We start from the raw sequence: 16,328 nt of genomic DNA on the forward strand, positions 1-16,328 counted from the left end.
CGGCATGGGGTTCTCCTGGCCGCTGCTGCGGCAGCTCACCGGCAAGGACAAGCTCGGCCGGGCCGCCGCGGTGAAGTCGCCGCGCACGGGCGCGCACCCGGCCCGGACGGCCGCCGCCGACCGCGTGGTCAAGTCGGTGTGCCCGTACTGCGCGGTGGGCTGCGCCCAGAACGTCTACGTCCGTGACGAGAAGGTGGTGCACATCGAGGGCGACCCCGACTCCCCGATCAGCCGGGGCCGGCTGTGCCCGAAGGGCGCCTCCAGCCTCCAGCTCACCACCGGCTCAGGACGGCTGAGCAAGGTCCTGTACCGCCCGCCGTACGCCGCCGACTGGCAGGAGCTCGACCTGGAGACCGCCATGGACATGGTGGCCGACCGGATCATCGCCACCCGCCGGGCGACCTGGGAGTGGGAGAACAAGGGCCGCCGGGTGGCCCGCACGATGGGCATCGCCAGCCTGGGCGGCGCGACGCTGGACAACGAGGAGAACTACCTCATCAAGAAGCTGCTCACCGCGCTCGGCGTGGTGCAGATCGAGAACCAGGCGCGGGTGTGCCACAGCTCGACCGTGGTGGGGCTCGGCACGTCGTTCGGGCGCGGCGGGGCCACGACGTTCCTGCAGGACCTGCAGCACTCCGACTGCGTGCTGATCCAGGGGTCGAACTTCGCCGAGGCGCATCCGGTCGGGTTCCAGTGGGTGATGGAGGCCAAGGCCCGCGGCGCGGTGGTCATCCACGTGGACCCGCGGTTCACCCGTACCAGCGCGCTGGCCGACCTGCACGTGCCGATCAGGGCGGGCTCGGACGTGGCCTTCCTCGGCGCGATCGTCAACCACGTGCTGGAGAACGAGCTGTTCTTCCGCGACTACGTCCTGCACTACACCAACGCGGCGACCATCCTGCGCGAGGACTACCGCGACGCCGAGGACCTCGACGGCCTGTTCTCCGGCTTCGACGCCGACAACCGCTGCTACGAGGACGACACCTGGCAGTACGAGGGCATGCACACCGTCGCGGCCTCCGGCGAGCGGGACGAGGACTACGACCGGCCGGCGGGCAGCCTCCCGGCCGGCCGCGCCGAGGTGCAGGGCGGCACCGGCGTGCCGCTGGGCGGCGAGCCGCGGCGGGACGAGACGCTGCGGCACCCGCGCTGCGTGCTGCAGGTGCTGCGCCGCCACTTCGCCCGCTACACGCCGGAGATGGTCCAGCAGGTGTGCGGGGTGCCGCCGGAGCTGTTCGCCCAGGTCTGCCGCCACCTGACGGAGAACTCGGGGCCGGAGCGGACCGCCGAGTTCGTCTACGCGGTGGGCTGGACGCAGCACAGCGACGGCGCCCAGTTCATCCGCACCGCCAGCATCCTTCAGCTCCTGCTGGGCAACATCGGCCGCCCCGGCGGCGGCATCCAGTCGCTGCGCGGGCACGCCAGCATCCAGGGCTCCAGCGACATCCCGACGCTGTTCAACCTGCTGCCCGGCTACATCCCGATGCCGCACGCCCACGAGCACGAGAAGATGCGCGACTTCCTGCGCGCCGACGCCGCCTGCCGCGGCTTCTGGGCGAACATGCCCGCCTACCTGGTGAGCCTGCTCAAGGCGTGGTGGGGGCCGGCCGCGACGCCCGACAACGACTTCCGCTTCGACTACCTGCCGCGCCTGACCGGCTCGCACAGCACGTACGACACGGTCCTGGCGCAGCTCGACGGCACCTGCAAGGGCTACCTGCTGCTCGGCGAGAACCCGGCCGTGGGCTCGGCCAACTCCCGGATGCAACGCCTGGGCATGGCCCGGCTCGACTGGCTGGTGGTGCGCGACCTCAACCTGATCGAGAGCGCCACCTGGTGGAAGGACGGCCCCGAGATCGAGACGGGCGAGCTGACCACGTCCGGGATCGGCACCGAGGTGTTCTTCTTCCCCGCTGCGGCCCACACCGAGAAGAGCGGCAGCTTCACCAACACCAACCGCTGGCTGCAGTGGCACCACCGGGCCGTCGAGCCGGCCGGCGACGCGCGCAGCGACCTGTGGTTCATGTACCACCTCGGGCGCATGATCCGGCAGAAGCTGGCCGGCTCCGCCGACCCGATGGACCGGCCCCTGCTCGACCTCACCTGGGACTACCCCGTGGAGGGCGAGACGGCCGAGCCGGTCGCCGAGGCGGTGCTCGCCGAGATCAACGGCTGGGACGCCGAGGGCCGGCCGCTCGACGGCTACAGCCAGCTCAAGGACGACGGCTCGACGGTGTGCGGCTGCTGGATCTACTGCGGCGTGTACGCCGGCGGCGTCAACCGGGCCGCCCGCCGCAAACCGGCCGCCGAGCAGGACTGGGTGGCCGCCGAGTGGGCGTGGGCGTGGCCGGACAACCGGCGGGTGCTCTACAACCGGGCCTCGGCCGCGCCGGACGGCCGTCCGTGGAGCGAGCGCAAGAAGCTCGTCTGGTGGGACGCGGACGCCGGCCGCTGGACCGGCCTGGACGTGCCGGACTTCGAGGAGGGCAAACCGCCGTCCTACCGGCCCGAGCCGGGGGCGCAGGGACCGGCGGCGTTGTCGGGCATCGACCCGTTCATCATGCAGGCCGACGGCAAGGGCTGGCTGTTCGCCCCCTCGGGCGTGGTGGACGGCCCGCTGCCCACCCACTACGAGCCCCAGGACTCGCCGGTCGCCAACCCGCTCTACGGGCGGCAGCGCAACCCGGCCCGCAAGCTCTACCGGCACGAGGCCAACCGTTACCAGCCGAGCGGTGCCGAGCCGGGCGCGTCGGTCTACCCGTACGTGGTGACCACGTACCGGCTGACCGAGCACTTCACGGCGGGGGGCATGAGCCGGCACACGCCGTACCTGGCCGAGCTGCAGCCGGAGATGTTCTGCGAGGTCTCGCCCGAGCTGGCCGCCGAGCGCGGGCTCGTGCACGGCGAGTGGGCCACGGTCGTCACCGCGCGCAGCGCCATCGAGGCCCGCGTGCTGGTCACCGACCGGATGGCGCCGCTGCACCTGGACGGCAAGGTCCTGCACCAGATCGGGCTGCCCTTCCACTTCGGCCCCAACGGCCTGGCCACCGGCGACGCGGCCAACGAGCTGGCGGCCATCTCGCTCGACCCCAACTCCCACATCCAGGAGGTCAAGGCCCTGTCGGCGGACATCCGCCCCGGGCGCAGGCCGCGCGGCCCGGCCCTGCCTGAGCTGGTGCTGGCCTACCGGCGGCGGGCGGGCGTGACCGAGGACACCGGAACGGAGGTGTGAGCCGTGGCCTTCGACCTCGACCGGGCGCCGCTCGACGCCGGCTACGACGACCCGCCCAGGCGCATGGGCTTCTTCACCGACACCAGCGTCTGCATCGGGTGCAAGGCGTGCGAGGTGGCCTGCAAGGAGTGGAACCAGGTGCCGGAGGACGGCCTGCTGTTCACCGGCATGTCCTACGACAACTCCGTCGGGCTCGGCGCCGACACCTGGCGGCACGTGGCGTTCGTCGAGCAGCGCAAGCCGCTGGGCCATCAGGAGACCGGCGCCCGTGACCTGGACTTCCGCTGGCTGATGGCCTCCGACGTGTGCAAGCACTGCACGCACGCGGCCTGCCTGGACGTCTGCCCGACCGGTTCGCTGTTCCGCACCGAGTACGGCACGGTCGTCGTCCAGGAGGACGTCTGCAACGGCTGCGGCTACTGCGTGCCCGCCTGCCCGTTCGGGGTGATCGGCCGGCGCGCGGCGAGCGGCACGGCCGCCAAGTGCACGATGTGCTACGACCGGCTGGAGGTCGGCCAGGAGCCGGCCTGTGCCAAGACGTGCCCGACGGACTCGATCCAGTTCGGCGAGCTGGACGAGCTGCGCGAGCGCGCCGACCGCCGTCTGGAGCAGGTGCGCGCGGCGGGCGTGTCCTCGGCCCGCCTGTACGGCCACGACCCGGCCGACGGCGTGGGCGGCACCGGCGCCTTCTTCCTGCTGCTGGACGAGCCCCAGGTGTACGGCCTGCCGCCGGACCCCGTGGTGACCACCGCGGACCTGCCGTCGATGTGGCGGCACGCCGGCGCGGCGGCGCTGGTCCTGCTGGCCGGGATGGCCGCCGCGGCGGCCTGGAGGAGGGGCCGATGAGCAACCAGACCGACGTGCGCCTGGACGACGCGCCCGGCCTGCGCACCGAGCGCGAGGCCACGCCCGGCTCGGCGGGCCGCGGCAGCCGCTCCCTGCGGCCGCCCGAGCCGGCGGCGGACTCCTACTACGGTCTGCCGGTCCTGAACGGCACGCCCTGGAGCGACCACGACATCGCCGGTTACCTGTTCCTCGGCGGCCTGGCCGGCGCCTCCTCCACGCTGGCCGCCGCCGCCGAGCTGACCGGACGCCCGGCGCTGGCCCGCGCCGCCAAGCTGGCCGCCCTGGGCGCGGTCGGCGGCTCGCTGTACGCGCTGATCCACGACCTGGGCAAGCCGTCGCGCTTCCTGAACATGTTGCGGGTGTTCAAGGTGACCTCGCCGATGAGCGTCGGCACCTGGATCCTGACCGCGTACGGGCCGCAGGCCGGGCTGGCCGCGCTCACCGGGGTGACCGGGCGGTTCCCCCGGCTGGGCCGGGCGGCCACGGTGGGGGCCGGGCTGACCGGGCCGGCGCTGGCCACCTACACCGCCGTGCTGATCTGCGACACCGCCGTCCCGGCCTGGCACGACGGGTTCAGGGAGATGCCGTTCCTGTTCGCGGGCTCGGCCGCCGCGTCGGCGGGCGGGCTCGGCATGCTGGCCGCGCCGGTCGCGCAGGCGGCCCCGGCCCGGCGGGCGGCGGTGATGGGGGCGGCCCTGGAGTGCGCGGCGGCCGTCCGCATGGAACGCCGGATGGGCCTGACCGCCGAGCCGCTGCGGCGCAGCCGTCTGCTCAGGGCGGGTCAGGCGCTGTCGGTCGCGGGCGCCCTGCTCGGTCAGGGGCTGGGCGCTCGCAGCAGGGTCGCGGCGGCAGCCGCGGGGGCGGCCCTGCTGGCCGGGTCGGTGTGCACCCGGTTCGGGATCTTCCACGCCGGGACGGCCTCGGCGTGCGACCCCCGGTACACCGTCGAGCCGCAACGCCGGCGGCTCGCCAAGTCGAGAGCGGAGCGTGATCTGTCATGAGAAGAGTCGCCGAGTACCTGCCGTTCATGGGTATCGTGCTGGTCGTCTGCACGGCGTCGTGGCTGGCGGGCAGGGGCAGGCCGGCCAGGCGGGCCTGACCCCGCCCGGGGATCGGTCGGTGGGGCTTACGCCCTCAGTGGCGGCGCGGGGCATACGATCGACAGATGACCGAAAAGACCGAAACCGCGCCTGGATGGCTGGCCCCCGAAGAGCTCGAGTCGGTGCGCGGCCAGTTGCCGATCCTCTACATCGACGCCGTGCCGGTACGCGTCGACGAGACCGGCGTGGTGACCCGCGTGGGCCTGCTGCTGCGGATCGCGGCGGACGGCACGGTCAGCCGGGCGCTGGTCTCGGGGCGGGTGCTGCACCACGAGCGCATCCGCGACGCGCTGCTGCGCCACCTGGAGAAGGACCTCGGGCCGGTGGCCCTGCCGCGCATCCCCGTCTCGCCGCAGCCTTTCACCGTCGCGGAGTACTTCCCGACGCCGGGCGTCACGCCGTACCACGACCCGCGCCAGCACGCGGTGTCGCTGGCCTACATCGTGCCCGTGGCCGGTGACTGCCGGCCCCGGCAGGACGCGCTGGACCTGGTCTGGTTCACCCCGGAGGAGGCGTCCTCGCCGGCCGTGCAGCAGGAGATGACCGGCGGCCAGGGGGTGCTGCTCAAGCAGGCGCTGGCCCACGTGGGCCGGCTGGTCTGACGCGGCGCCGCCGGGTGGCCGGCCGCCTGCACACTCGTCGCGCCGGTCGCCGGCTCCTGGAGACGGCCCATCCCTGGGTGCCCGGTCCTGCACGGATCCTCAACGGGAGCTCAACGTCCGCCGCCCTACCGTGCCCGTACGACATCCGGCACGACAAGGGAGGAAGACGTCATGAGGACGATCACCAAGCTCGGGACGGCGGCTGCGGCGGGGGCGTTCGCGCTGGCGCTGTCCGCCGGGACGCCCGCCACGGCGGCCACGGCGGCCACTTCGGCCACTTCGGCGGCGAGTGCCGCCGTCTCCGCCGTCCCGGTCTCCGCGCAGGCCGTCACGGCCACGTGGACGCAGGCCGCCGGCCCGCGCCCCAGCGTCCGGTGGTTGTGCGGCAAGCCGGTCATCAAGAAGCTGGTCCCGGCGTGCTCGCACGGCAAGTGGGAGCCGGTCACGATCAAGAAGATGCGCTGCGTGCAGGGACACGCGCCCTACGTGGGCTGGACGGGGCCGTCCAAGCTCGCCTACTGGGCGATGAAGTGCTTCAGGACGGGCGAGTGGGAGAAGTGGTGACCACCTTCCCCGCGATCGGGCCGCTGTAGCGACCTGACCCAGCTCTGAAGGCCGCCATGGACGTCCATGGCGGCCTCCGGCGTCGGCCCGGCCGTCTCCCTGTGCGCCGCCTCACCGGGCGGGGAGCCGTCACCCATGCCGGGCTTCGTCTCCGCGAGCCGGGCCGCGGCGAGCGCCTGCCCGAACCGTCTCAGGGGCGTTCGGCGCCCCTTCGCACCCAGTGGTAGAGCGGGTCGCCGGGGCAGTCGGTGTCGTAGCCGTCCCGGTGGCCCTTGACCTCGTCGCCGGCGTCGCCGTGCTCGCGCAGGTACTCGATGGCGTCGACGAGGGCGTTGAGCAGGTCGTCGTTCGGTTCGGTGAACCCGGTGTTGCCGAGCAGGGCGAGCACGGCGTAGTGGCCGGAGTTGAGCCCCGGGCCGTTGGCGGCGGGCAGGACGTGCGGACCGCGGCCCATGAAGGTGCGCCGGTGCGGGCAGCACACCATGTTGTAGCCGAGGTCGATGTAGGTCTCGCCGCGCCCGCCGGACATGTGCATGCGCTGGATGTCCCGGACCAGGTCGGCGCACTTGTCGTGGTTGTCGGCGTCCGGCAGGTCGGAGGGCACCTTCCCGCCGGTGTAGTGGATCTTGACGCCTCTGGTGCCGGCCAGCCGGGTGTAACTGGTGGTGGGCTTCTTGGCGTGCCAGTCGGCACGGGTGATCAGCTGCATGTGGTGTCTCTCCTGGTAGACGATGCCTCGCCACCAGAATGTCAACTTAAAGTAGTTGTGTCATCACTTTTTGTCACTAGATTCACGTGCCGCCAAAGAAACACTTCCATGCTGGTCAGGCCGGTTCACCCCCGCTTGTACACCGTCCGGTCGTGGACGACCGCGTACGTGTTGCGCAGGGCCGCCATCGACTCGTCGTAACTGGCCGCGGCCACGCCGGTGAACAGGCAGTCGACGACCATGAGCTGGGCGATGCGGCTGCCGAGCGCGCCGGAGCGGAACTCGGTCTCGCGGGCGGCCGTCGTCAGCGTCACGTCGGCGGTGGCGGCCAGCGGCGAGTCGCGGAAGTTGGTGATCGCCACCGTGGCCGCGCCCGACCGGCGGGCGATGGCCAGGAACTCGACCGTGTCCACGGTCGCGCCGGTGTGCGAGACCGCGACGGCCACGCAGCCGGCGTCGAGCGTGGCCGCCGACGTCCAGGCCGAGTGGGCGTCGTGCCAGTTGATCGCGGTACGCCCGATGCGCGAGAGCTTCTGCTGCAGGTCCAGGCCGACCAGCGCGCTCGCGCCCACGCCGAAGGTGTCGATCCGGCGCGCGGCCAGCAGCAGGGAGACCGCCCGGCCCAGGGCCTGCATGTCGAGGGAGCGGGCCGTGTCGGCGATGGACAGCGTCTCGTTGGTGGCGACCTTGGAGACGATGCCCTCCAGGCTGTCGTGGCGGTCGATGTCGCCCGACACCTCCGGCAGGCTCGACGTGGTCAGCTCCTCCCGGGCGGCGGCCCTGGTCAGGTCGATCCGGAAGTCCTTGAAGTGGGCGTATCCCATGCGCTGGTAGAAGCGCACGACCGAGGTCGTCGAGGTGGCGCAGCGGGCGGCCAGCTCGGCGATGGACAGGTTCGCGGCGGCGGCCGGGTCACCGGTGAACGTCTCGGCGATGCGCCGCTCCGATGGCCGTAATGCGGGCATGGCGGCACGGATGCGGATCAGCAGGCTTCCGTCGTCCTCGACCATTCGTCATCCATCCGTGTTGAGGAAATTTAGTACACCAGTGGTAGGGTCTGCGTAATTTTATGACCTACTGCCCCTGAGGAGACCACATGCCCCGTGGCGCGCTCTCCGCGATCGGCGCCGCCGCAGTGCTGTCCATCGCCCTGACCTCCTGTTCATCGTCTTCCGGGCCCGCGACCAGCACCGGCGCCACGGGCAAGTCCGGCGGCGCCCTGGTCGTCGGCGTGACCTCCGACCCCGACACGCTCTTCCCCTGGAAGGCCACCCAGTTCACAGCCGTGAACGTGTTGCAGAACATCTACGGCACCCTCACCGAGTTCGACAAGGACCTGAACGTCGTGCCGGGCCTGGCCGAGTCGTGGCAGGCCGCCGAGGACGGCAAGAAGCTGACCCTCACCCTGCGCAAGGGCGTGACCTTCGCCGACGGCAGCGCCTTCGACTCCAAGGACGTCAAGGCGTCCCTGGAGAAGATCATGGACGAGAAGACCGCGGCCGTGGCGCGGGCGTCGCTGGCGTCGGTGAAGTCGGTCGAGGCCCCCGACGAGAGCACGGTGGTGCTGGAGCTGACCGGCCCCGACGCCGCGCTCCCGGCGAACCTGGCCACCGTCAACATGGCGATGCTCTCCTCCGACGACACCGAGGAGAAGCTCAACGCCACCCCCAACGGCACCGGCCCGTTCACGCTGGGCAAGCGCGTCCCGAGCCAGTCGCTGACGCTGGCCAGGAACGACAAGTACTGGGGCGCCGAGAAGCCGAAGGTGGGCAGCGTCGAGTTCCGGGTGATCCCGGACGAGTCGTCCATCGTCTCGGCCATGCAGTCGGGCAACGTGCAGCTGGCGGTCTTCAACGACCCGCTGGTCGCGCAGACCGCGCAGGGGGGCGGCACGATCACCGTCACCAAGACGCCGCAGCTCAGCTACCACGCCCTCCAGCTCAACGCCCAGCGCGGCGACCTCAAGGACGTCAACGTGCGCCTGGCGATCCAGTGCGCGATCGACCGCAAGCAGGTGCTCGACACCGCCGCGCTCGGCGAGGGCGAGGTGACCGGGCCGATCACCGCCCCGGCCTTCAAGTCCGACCCGGCCAAGCGTCCCTGCCCGAGCCGCGACCTGGCCAAGGCCGCCGAGTACCTCGGCAAGGCGGGCAAGTCCGGCGGCGTGACGGTCAAGGCCATCGTCTCCCAGGGCGAGTACGCCACCTCCGTGAACGAGGCCCAGAACCTCAAGGCGCAGCTCGCCGAGGCGAAGATCACCCTGGACCTGGAGGTGCTGGAGTCCGGCGCGTTCGTGGACCGCTGGGTGGCGGCCGACTTCGACGCCGCCGTCGCGCTCAACGGCGGGCGCCCGGACCCCGACGGCTCCTACGGCCGCTACTTCACCAGCAAGGGCAACCTGAACAAGGTCGCCGGGTACAGCTCGCCGGAGCTGGACAAGCTGTTCGCCGAGGGCAAGGCCACGACCGACCCGGCCGCCCGCAAGGCGATCTACGAGAAGGTCTCGGCCGAGCTGGAGGCCAACGCGCCCTGGATCTGGCTGTTCACCAGCTACACCTACACCGGCACCACCTCCAACGTGTCCGGGTTCGTACCGATGGTCAGCGGGTCGCTGCAGTACCTGCGCACGACGTCCGTCGCCTGATGCGCCGGATCCTCGCCAGCCGGGCCGTCCGGCGCGTGGCCTCGACGATCGGCACCCTGTTCGGGGTGGCCGTGTTCGTCTTCGTCATGCTCCGGGCGATCCCCGGCGACCAGATCACCGCGGGGCTCGGCACGGAGGCGGCTGCCCTCACCCCGGCGCAGCGCGCGGCCCTGGAGCAGTACTACGGGCTGGACCAGTCGCCGATCACGCAGTTCTTCTCCTGGCTGGGCAACATGCTCACCGGCAACTTCGGCTACTCGGCCCGCTCGCAGCAGGGCGTGCTGGAGATGACGCTGCACTCGCTGCCGGTGACGTTCGAGCTCGCGGTGTTCTCGATCGTGCTGGCGCTGCTGCTGGGCGTGCCGCTCGGCATGTTGTCGGCGTCCAGGACGAACTCGCCGCGGGACGCCTTCGGCCAGGTCGTGAGCCTGGCCGGGTTGTCGGTCCCGGCGTTCCTGCTGGCCACCACGCTGCTGTCGATCTTCGCGGCGTCGTTCGGCTTCAACCCCAACGGCCAGGGCTTCGCCACACTCGCCGAGGACCCGCTGCTCAACCTGCAGCAGATGTTCCTGCCCGCGCTCGTGCTCGGCTTCGGCATCGCCGCGCCGATCCTGCGCACCACCCGTACGGCGGTGCTGGAGGTGCGCTCGGAGGACTTCGTGCGCACCGCCCGCGCCAAGGGCGTGCCGCCGCGCCGCCTGCAGGTCCGGCACGTGCTGGGCAACGCGCTGGTGCCGATCGTGACGATGACCGGGCTGCAGTTCGGCTACCTGCTCGGCGGCGCGGTCGTGGTCGAGCAGATCTTCTCGGTGCCCGGCGTGGGCCGGCAGGTGCTGCTCGGCATCCAGCAGAAGGAGTACGCGGTCGTGCAGAGCACGGTCCTGGTCATCGCGCTGGCGTTCGTGCTGGTCAACCTGCTGACCGACGGGCTGTACCGGATCATCGACCCGCGGGTGAGGGCGTCGTGACCGCGCTGCGCAGGAGCCCCGCCATGCTGGCGGGCACGATCGTGCTGCTGGTGCTGGCCCTGGTGGCGGCGCTGTCGTACCCCGGGCTGCTCCCCTACGACCCGATCGCCCAGAACCCGCCCGAGCGGTTCCTGTCGCCGTCCGGGACGCACCTGTTCGGCACCGACCAGTTCGGCCGGGACGTCTTCTCCCGGGTGGCGGCCGGGGTCGGCAACTCGGCGCTCATCGCGGTGGTCGCGGTGGCCTTCGCCACCGTGGTCGGCACGCTGGGCGGCCTGGTGTCCGGTTTCTACCGCGGCTTCGCCGACGGCGCCATCGGCGGTGTGACGAACGTGCTGTTCGCGTTCCCGCCGCTGCTGCTCGCCCTCTCGCTGGCCTCGGTGCTGGACCGCAACTGGTTCACGGTCGCCGTCGCCATCGCGATCGTGTACGTCCCCATCTTCATCCGTGTCACGCGCGGCCCGGTGCTCTCCCTCCGGGAGATCGAGTACGTCAAGGCCGCGGTCTCCACCGGCCAGAGCCGCTGGCAGATCATGCTCAGGCACGTGCTGCCCAACATCACCTCGATCATCGTCATCCAGGTGGCGCTGTCGTTGTCGTGGGCGGTGCTGACCGAGGCGTCGCTGAGCTTCCTCGGCCTGGGCACGCCGCCGCCCGCCCCCTCGCTGGGCTCGATGATCTTCGAGGCGCGCAGCCTGGTGTTCGTCGCCCCCTGGACGCTGATCGCGCCGGGCGCGGTCGTCGTGCTGCTGGTGGTGGGCCTGAACCTGCTCGGCGACGGCCTGCGTGACACTCTCGACCCCAGAACCCGAGGCAAGCGGTGAACCTCTCAGAACTGACCACGGAATCGGCCGACCCGCGCTTCGCGGGCATCGACACCATGAGCGTGGCCGAGCTCGCCGCGACCATGAACGCGGCCGACGCCACCGTCCCCGCCGCGGTCGCCGCGGCGCTGCCGCAGATCACCCCGGCCATCGAGGCCGCCGCCGAGCTGGTACGGGCCGGCGGCCGGCTGGTCTACGTGGGCGCGGGCACGCCGGGCCGGCTCGGCGTCCTGGACGCCTCCGAGTGCCCGCCCACCTTCAGCACCCCGCCCGAGCAGGTCTTCGCCGTCATCGCCGGCGGCGAGCGGGCGATCGTGCACCCGTGCGAGGGCGCCGAGGACGACGCGGGGGCCGGCGCGGCGGCGATCGACGCGGCCGGCGTCGGGCCGCTGGACACGGTGGTGGGCATCGCCTCCAGCGGGCGCACGCCGTACGTGCTGGGCGCGGTGCGGCGGGCCCGCGAGCGCGGCGCGCTGACCGTCGGGCTGTCCTGCAACCCGGGCACCCCGCTCAGCGCGGCGGCCGAGCACGCGATCGAGGTGCTGGTCGGGCCCGAGGTGGTCAGCGGCTCGACCCGGCTCAAGGCGGGCACGGCGCAGAAGCTCGTGCTCAACATGTTCTCGACCATCGTCATGGTCCGGCTCGGCAAGACGTACGGGAGCCTGATGGTCGACGTCAAGGCCAGCAACGGCAAGCTACGGGAACGGGCGATCAGGATCGTGCGCACGATCGCCGGCGTGGACCGCGAGGAGGCGGAACGAGTGCTCGACCAGCACGGTTTCAACGTCAAGCAGGCGGTGCTCGGCGCCCGGCTCGGGCTCGGGCCGCAGGAGGCGGCGGCGCTGCTGGACCGCAGCGAGGGACGGCTGCGCGTGGCGCTGGGAGAGCCGGCGTGAAGATCCTCGGCATGATCTCCGGCACCTCGCACGACGGCATCGACGTGGCCCTGGTCGACTTCGCCCTCGACGGCGACGTGCTGACCGGCCGCGTGCTGCACACCGCGAGCACCCCCTACCCCGGCGAGCTGCGCGCCCGGCTGGTGGCCGCGCTGCCGCCCGCGCCGGTCACGCTGGCCGAGGTGTGCGTGCTCGACACGCTCATCGGCCAGTGCTTCGCCGCGGCCGCCGCGGCCGCGGCCGAGCAGGCCGGTCCGGCCGACCTGATCGTCTCCCACGGCCAGACGGTCTTCCACTGGGTGGAGGGCGCACACGCGCGCGGCACCCTGCAGATCGGCCAGCCCGCCTGGATCGCCGAGCGCACCGGCGCGCCCGTGTTGTCGGACGTGCGCATCCGCGACATCACCGCGGGCGGGCACGGCGCCCCGCTGGTCTCCGTACTGGACGACCTGCTGCTCGGCGGCCTGCTGACGGACGGGCGCACGGGCGACACGGCAGGCACGGGTGGCACGGGCGGCACGGCAGGCAGGGGTGGCGCGGGTGGCGCGGCGGCGCTCAACCTGGGCGGCATCGCCAACATGACCGTCGTGCGCGACGGCGTCCTGAGCGCCTACGACATCGGCCCGGCCAACGCCCTCGTCGACGCCGTGGTGGCCGGCCGCGGCCTGAACCCGCGCGGCTACGACGAGGACGGCCGCCTCGCCGCCTCAGGCCGGGTGGACGAACGCCTGCTCGACGTGCTGCTCGACGAGCCGTACTACCGGCTGGCCGCGCCGAAGAGCACCGGCAAGGAGCTGTTCCACCTGGCCTACGTCGAGGCGGCGATCGCCAGGGCGGGCCGCGAGCCGTCCGGGCCTGACCTGGTGGCGACGCTGACCGAGCTGACGGTCCGCACGGTGGCGGCCGACGTCGCCGCGGCCGGCGTGGACGTGCTCGTCGTCTCCGGCGGCGGCTGCCGCAACCCGGTCATCATGGACGGCCTGCGCGCCGCCCTGCCCGGCGTGCGGGTGTCGCTGTCGGACGAGCTCGGCGCCCCGGCCGACGACAAGGAGGCCATCGCCTTCGCCCTCATCGGCTGGCTGACCGCCCACGGCCTGCCGGGCACCGTCCCCGGCGGCACGGGCGCGAAGGCCGCCCGGGTGCTCGGCACGCTGACGCCGGGCGCGGGCCCGCTCGTCCTGCCCGCCCCGCTGCCCACGCCGCCGCGCTCGCTGGTGCTGCGCCGATGACCCCGGCCCCCGCCGCGCCGTCCGGACCTTCGAGCCGGCCGGAGGGACCGGCGAGCGTCGAACCAGGCCCGCCCGCGGGCCTGGTCCGGGCGGCCCGGACGCCGTGGTTCGACCTGACCGAGTGCACCGGCCACCGCACCGTGCGCCGGACGGACGGCGGCGCGCTGGCCGGCGAGGCCCCCATGACCCTCGGCACGTACCACGACCTGGCCTCGGTCACCAAGGTCGTCGCCACCACCACGGCCCTCCTCCGCCTGGTCTCCGACCGCCTGGTGGACCTGGACGAGCGGGCGGCCGCGTACCTGCCGGAGGGCTGCCCCGACCAGGTGACCGTGCGGGACCTGCTGCTGCACCGGGCCGGGCTGTGGGAGTGGTGGCCGCTGTACCTCGACCCGCGGATGCCCGCACCGCGCTACGCGCCCGGCCGCGAACGGCACTACTCCGACCTGGGCTTCATCCTGCTCGGCCGGGTGGTCGAGACCGTCACCGGCACGTCGCTGGAGCGGGCGGTGGCCGAGCTGGTCACCGGCCCGCTCGGGCTGGCCGGCACCACGTACGCCCGGCCGGCGGGCCCCGAGGTGGCCATGAGCGCCCTGGACGACCGGGTCGAGATGCGCATGCTCGACACCTCCAAGCCGTACCCGGTGCCCTTCCGCAGCACGGACTTCGCCGGCTGGCGGCGCGAGCCCGTGCTGGGCCGGGTCGCCGACGGCAACGCCTGCCACGCCTTCGGCGGCGTGGCGGGCCACGCCGGGCTGTTCTCCACCGTCCCGGACCTGCTGCGGTACGCCGCCGCGCTGTCCCGCTACGAGGAGCACGACCGGCTGTGGCGGCCCGAGGTCGCCCGCGAGTTCTTCACCCCCGGCCCCGACCCCGGCCAGGCGCTCGGCTTCCGCACCTACCGGCTCGACCTGCGGGGGGAGACCGTCACCGTGCTCGGCCACCCCGGCTACGTCGGCTGCGCCGTCGGGTTCGTCCCCGGCCGGGACGTCGCGATCGCGCTGGCGAGCAACCGCCTGCTGACGACGGCCGCGCCGACGCCCACCGACGCCCTCTGGACCGGCCTGCTGCAGGCCATCACCCACCGATCGAGGACCGCATGACCCCGCTCCTGGAGATCCGCGACCTCTCCGTCGCCTTCCGCACCCGCAAGCAGGACGTCACCGTCGTCAGGAACGTCTCGATGGAGATCCTGCCGGGACAGACCGTGGCCGTGGTCGGCGAGTCGGGTTCGGGCAAGTCCACCACGGCCGCCGCGGTCAACCGGCTGCTGCCCGCGGGCGGCCGCATCACGACCGGCCAGGTGCTGTTCGACGGCCGCGACCTGGCCGGGGTGAGCGAGCGCGAGATGACCGCCGTCCGGGGGGCGGGCATCGGCCTGGTGCCCCAGGACCCGATGTCCAACCTCAACCCGCTGATGCGCATCGGCGACCAGATCGCCGAGGCCCTGGAGGTGCACGGCCTGGCCGCGGGCCGGGCGGCGCGCGGGCGCGTGACCGAGCTGCTGGAGATGGTCGGCATCCCCGAGCCGGAGCGGCGGGCCGGGCAGTACCCGCACGAGTTCTCCGGCGGCATGCGGCAGCGGGCGCTCATCGCCATGGGCCTGGCGTGCCGGCCCAAGCTGCTCATCGCCGACGAGCCGACCTCGGCCCTGGACGTGACCGTGCAGCGGCGCATCCTGGACCAGCTCGGGCAGCTGACCGCCGAGATGGGCACGGCCGTCTTCCTCATCACGCACGACCTGGCGCTGGCCGCCGAGCGGGCCGACGTGGTGGCCGTCATGTACCGGGGCGAGATCGTGGAGACCGGCCCGGCGGCCGAGCTGCTGGCCGACCCGCGGCACGAGTACACCCGGCGGCTGCTGAAGGCCGTGCCGAGCCTGTCGTCGGTGCGGGTGGCCGAGCCCGGCCCGGAGGAGAGCGCCGAGGACCTGGTCGTGGTGGAGGACCTGCGCAAGGTGTTCCCGCTGCGGGGCGGCGGCGGGGAGTTCACGGCGGTGGACGGGGTCTCCTTCACGATCCCGCGCGGCCGTACCGTCTCGGTCGTGGGCGAGTCCGGCTCGGGCAAGTCGACCACCGCCAACCTGCTGCTCGGCCTGGACGGCATCACCTCCGGCCGGATCCTGTTCGACGGCACCGACCTGACCTCGCTCGGCCGCCGGGAGCTGTTCGCCTTCCGCCGCCGGGTGCAGCCGGTCTTCCAGAACCCGTACGCCTCGCTCGACCCCCGCTACACGGTGGAGAAGTCGATCGCCGAGCCGCTGCGCGTGCACCGCGTGGGCACCCCGGCCGAGCGCGCGCGGACCGTCGCCGAGCTGCTGGAGAAGGTGTCGCTGCCGGCGTCGGTGGCCGGGCGGCTGCCGCACGAGCTGTCCGGCGGCCAGCGGCAGCGGGTGGCCATCGCGCGGGCGCTGGCGCTCTCCCCCGAGCTGGTCGTGCTCGACGAGGCCGTCTCCGCGCTGGACGTGCTGGTCCAGGCCCAGATCCTGGAGCTGCTCGCCGACCTGCAGCGCGACCTCGGGCTCAGTTACCTGTTCATCAGCCACGACCTGGCCGTCGTCCGGATGATCTCGCACCGGGTGCACGTGATGCAGGCGGGCCGGATCGTGGAGAGCGGCACGGCGGCCGAGATCTTCGGCTCGCCGCGCGCCGACTACACCCGCGAGTTGCTCGCCGCCATCCCTGGACGGGCCGCCTGATGGTAAGTTGGAAATC

At 72.8% G+C, this 16,328-nt stretch carries 14 protein-coding genes; 12 read left to right on the forward strand and 2 right to left on the reverse strand.

The window, feature by feature from the left end; translation table 11 throughout:
* The first annotated feature begins 4 nt into the window (after window positions 1-4).
* The 5 genes from fdh to AB0J76_RS48375 all read left to right on the forward strand — a co-directional run bounded on the left by fdh (window position 5) and on the right by AB0J76_RS48375 (window position 6,344).
* Entirely contained in the window at window positions 5-3,232 is a 3,228-nt protein-coding gene (gene fdh, locus AB0J76_RS48355; protein WP_352326927.1) for a formate dehydrogenase, read from the forward strand.
* A gap of 63 nt (window positions 3,233-3,295) precedes the next feature.
* Window positions 3,296-4,078, forward strand: a complete 783-nt coding sequence (locus tag AB0J76_RS48360) for a 4Fe-4S dicluster domain-containing protein (protein ID WP_352326926.1) — start codon at window positions 3,296-3,298, stop codon at window positions 4,076-4,078.
* Window positions 4,075-5,079, forward strand: coding sequence for an NrfD/PsrC family molybdoenzyme membrane anchor subunit (nrfD, locus tag AB0J76_RS48365; RefSeq protein ID WP_364394162.1), 1,005 nt, complete (start codon window positions 4,075-4,077; stop codon window positions 5,077-5,079). Before AB0J76_RS48360 ends, nrfD begins: the two co-directional genes overlap by 4 nt.
* A 164-nt stretch (window positions 5,080-5,243) precedes the next feature.
* The gene (locus AB0J76_RS48370) at window positions 5,244-5,780 is read left to right on the forward strand and encodes an NUDIX hydrolase family protein (RefSeq protein ID WP_352324412.1); all 537 of its coding nucleotides are present in this window, start codon (window positions 5,244-5,246) and stop codon (window positions 5,778-5,780) included.
* 171 nt (window positions 5,781-5,951) lie between these two features.
* Complete coding sequence (locus tag AB0J76_RS48375) at window positions 5,952-6,344, forward strand: hypothetical protein (protein WP_352324411.1); 393 nt, start codon at window positions 5,952-5,954, stop codon at window positions 6,342-6,344.
* Window positions 6,345-6,534: 190 nt separating this feature from the next.
* Here AB0J76_RS48375 and AB0J76_RS48380 read toward each other — a convergent pair whose 3' ends face one another.
* Window positions 6,535-7,053: a peptidoglycan recognition family protein gene (locus AB0J76_RS48380; RefSeq protein ID WP_352324410.1), complete on the reverse strand. Its 519-nt coding sequence runs from the start codon at window positions 7,051-7,053 to the stop codon at window positions 6,535-6,537.
* A 125-nt stretch (window positions 7,054-7,178) separates the two neighbouring features.
* Complete coding sequence (locus AB0J76_RS48385; RefSeq protein WP_352324409.1) at window positions 7,179-8,063, reverse strand: MurR/RpiR family transcriptional regulator; 885 nt, start codon at window positions 8,061-8,063, stop codon at window positions 7,179-7,181.
* Window positions 8,064-8,149: 86 nt separating this feature from the next.
* Here AB0J76_RS48385 and AB0J76_RS48390 point away from each other — a divergent pair, with 86 nt between their 5' ends.
* The 7 genes from AB0J76_RS48390 to AB0J76_RS48420 are packed head-to-tail and all read left to right on the forward strand — an operon-like array spanning window position 8,150 to window position 16,312.
* A complete protein-coding gene (locus tag AB0J76_RS48390; protein ID WP_352324408.1) occupies window positions 8,150-9,697 on the forward strand; it encodes an ABC transporter substrate-binding protein in 1,548 nt (515 codons plus the stop codon).
* A complete protein-coding gene (locus AB0J76_RS48395; RefSeq protein ID WP_352324407.1) occupies window positions 9,697-10,665 on the forward strand; it encodes an ABC transporter permease in 969 nt (322 codons plus the stop codon). The genes AB0J76_RS48390 and AB0J76_RS48395 overlap by 1 nt, the downstream gene beginning before the upstream one ends.
* Window positions 10,662-11,489 carry an ABC transporter permease gene (locus AB0J76_RS48400; RefSeq protein ID WP_352324406.1) on the forward strand — a complete coding sequence of 276 codons (828 nt, stop codon included), beginning with the start codon at window positions 10,662-10,664 and terminating at the stop codon, window positions 11,487-11,489. The genes AB0J76_RS48395 and AB0J76_RS48400 overlap by 4 nt, the downstream gene beginning before the upstream one ends.
* On the forward strand, window positions 11,486-12,385 hold the full coding sequence (murQ, locus tag AB0J76_RS48405; protein ID WP_352324405.1) for an N-acetylmuramic acid 6-phosphate etherase: 900 nt from the start codon (window positions 11,486-11,488) through the stop codon (window positions 12,383-12,385). Before AB0J76_RS48400 ends, murQ begins: the two co-directional genes overlap by 4 nt.
* A complete protein-coding gene (locus AB0J76_RS48410; RefSeq protein ID WP_352324404.1) occupies window positions 12,382-13,614 on the forward strand; it encodes an anhydro-N-acetylmuramic acid kinase in 1,233 nt (410 codons plus the stop codon). The genes murQ and AB0J76_RS48410 overlap by 4 nt, the downstream gene beginning before the upstream one ends.
* Window positions 13,611-14,717, forward strand: coding sequence for a serine hydrolase domain-containing protein (locus AB0J76_RS48415; RefSeq protein ID WP_352324402.1), 1,107 nt, complete (start codon window positions 13,611-13,613; stop codon window positions 14,715-14,717). Before AB0J76_RS48410 ends, AB0J76_RS48415 begins: the two co-directional genes overlap by 4 nt.
* Window positions 14,714-16,312 carry an ABC transporter ATP-binding protein gene (locus AB0J76_RS48420; RefSeq protein WP_352324400.1) on the forward strand — a complete coding sequence of 533 codons (1,599 nt, stop codon included), beginning with the start codon at window positions 14,714-14,716 and terminating at the stop codon, window positions 16,310-16,312. The genes AB0J76_RS48415 and AB0J76_RS48420 overlap by 4 nt, the downstream gene beginning before the upstream one ends.
* Window positions 16,313-16,328: the final 16 nt, after the last annotated feature.

The organism is Nonomuraea sp. NPDC049624 (genome assembly GCF_040675255.1).
Lineage (GTDB): Bacteria > Actinomycetota > Actinomycetes > Streptosporangiales > Streptosporangiaceae > Nonomuraea.

Bases quoted from the DNA above. Each gene is read 5' to 3' on its own strand.
- fdh (WP_352326927.1), top strand. From the start codon at position 5: ATGGGGTTCTCCTGGCCGCTGCTGCGGCAGCTCACCGGCAAGGACAAG.
- AB0J76_RS48360 (WP_352326926.1), top strand. From the start codon at position 3,296: ATGGGCTTCTTCACCGACACCAGCGTCTGCATCGGGTGCAAGGCGTGC.
- nrfD (WP_364394162.1), top strand. From the start codon at position 4,075: ATGAGCAACCAGACCGACGTGCGCCTGGACGACGCGCCCGGCCTGCGC.
- AB0J76_RS48370 (WP_352324412.1), top strand. From the start codon at position 5,244: ATGACCGAAAAGACCGAAACCGCGCCTGGATGGCTGGCCCCCGAAGAG.
- AB0J76_RS48375 (WP_352324411.1), top strand. From the start codon at position 5,952: ATGAGGACGATCACCAAGCTCGGGACGGCGGCTGCGGCGGGGGCGTTC.
- AB0J76_RS48380 (WP_352324410.1), bottom strand. From the start codon at position 7,053: ATGCAGCTGATCACCCGTGCCGACTGGCACGCCAAGAAGCCCACCACC.
- AB0J76_RS48385 (WP_352324409.1), bottom strand. From the start codon at position 8,063: ATGGTCGAGGACGACGGAAGCCTGCTGATCCGCATCCGTGCCGCCATG.
- AB0J76_RS48390 (WP_352324408.1), top strand. From the start codon at position 8,150: ATGCCCCGTGGCGCGCTCTCCGCGATCGGCGCCGCCGCAGTGCTGTCC.
- AB0J76_RS48395 (WP_352324407.1), top strand. From the start codon at position 9,697: ATGCGCCGGATCCTCGCCAGCCGGGCCGTCCGGCGCGTGGCCTCGACG.
- AB0J76_RS48415 (WP_352324402.1), top strand. From the start codon at position 13,611: ATGACCCCGGCCCCCGCCGCGCCGTCCGGACCTTCGAGCCGGCCGGAG.
- AB0J76_RS48420 (WP_352324400.1), top strand. From the start codon at position 14,714: ATGACCCCGCTCCTGGAGATCCGCGACCTCTCCGTCGCCTTCCGCACC.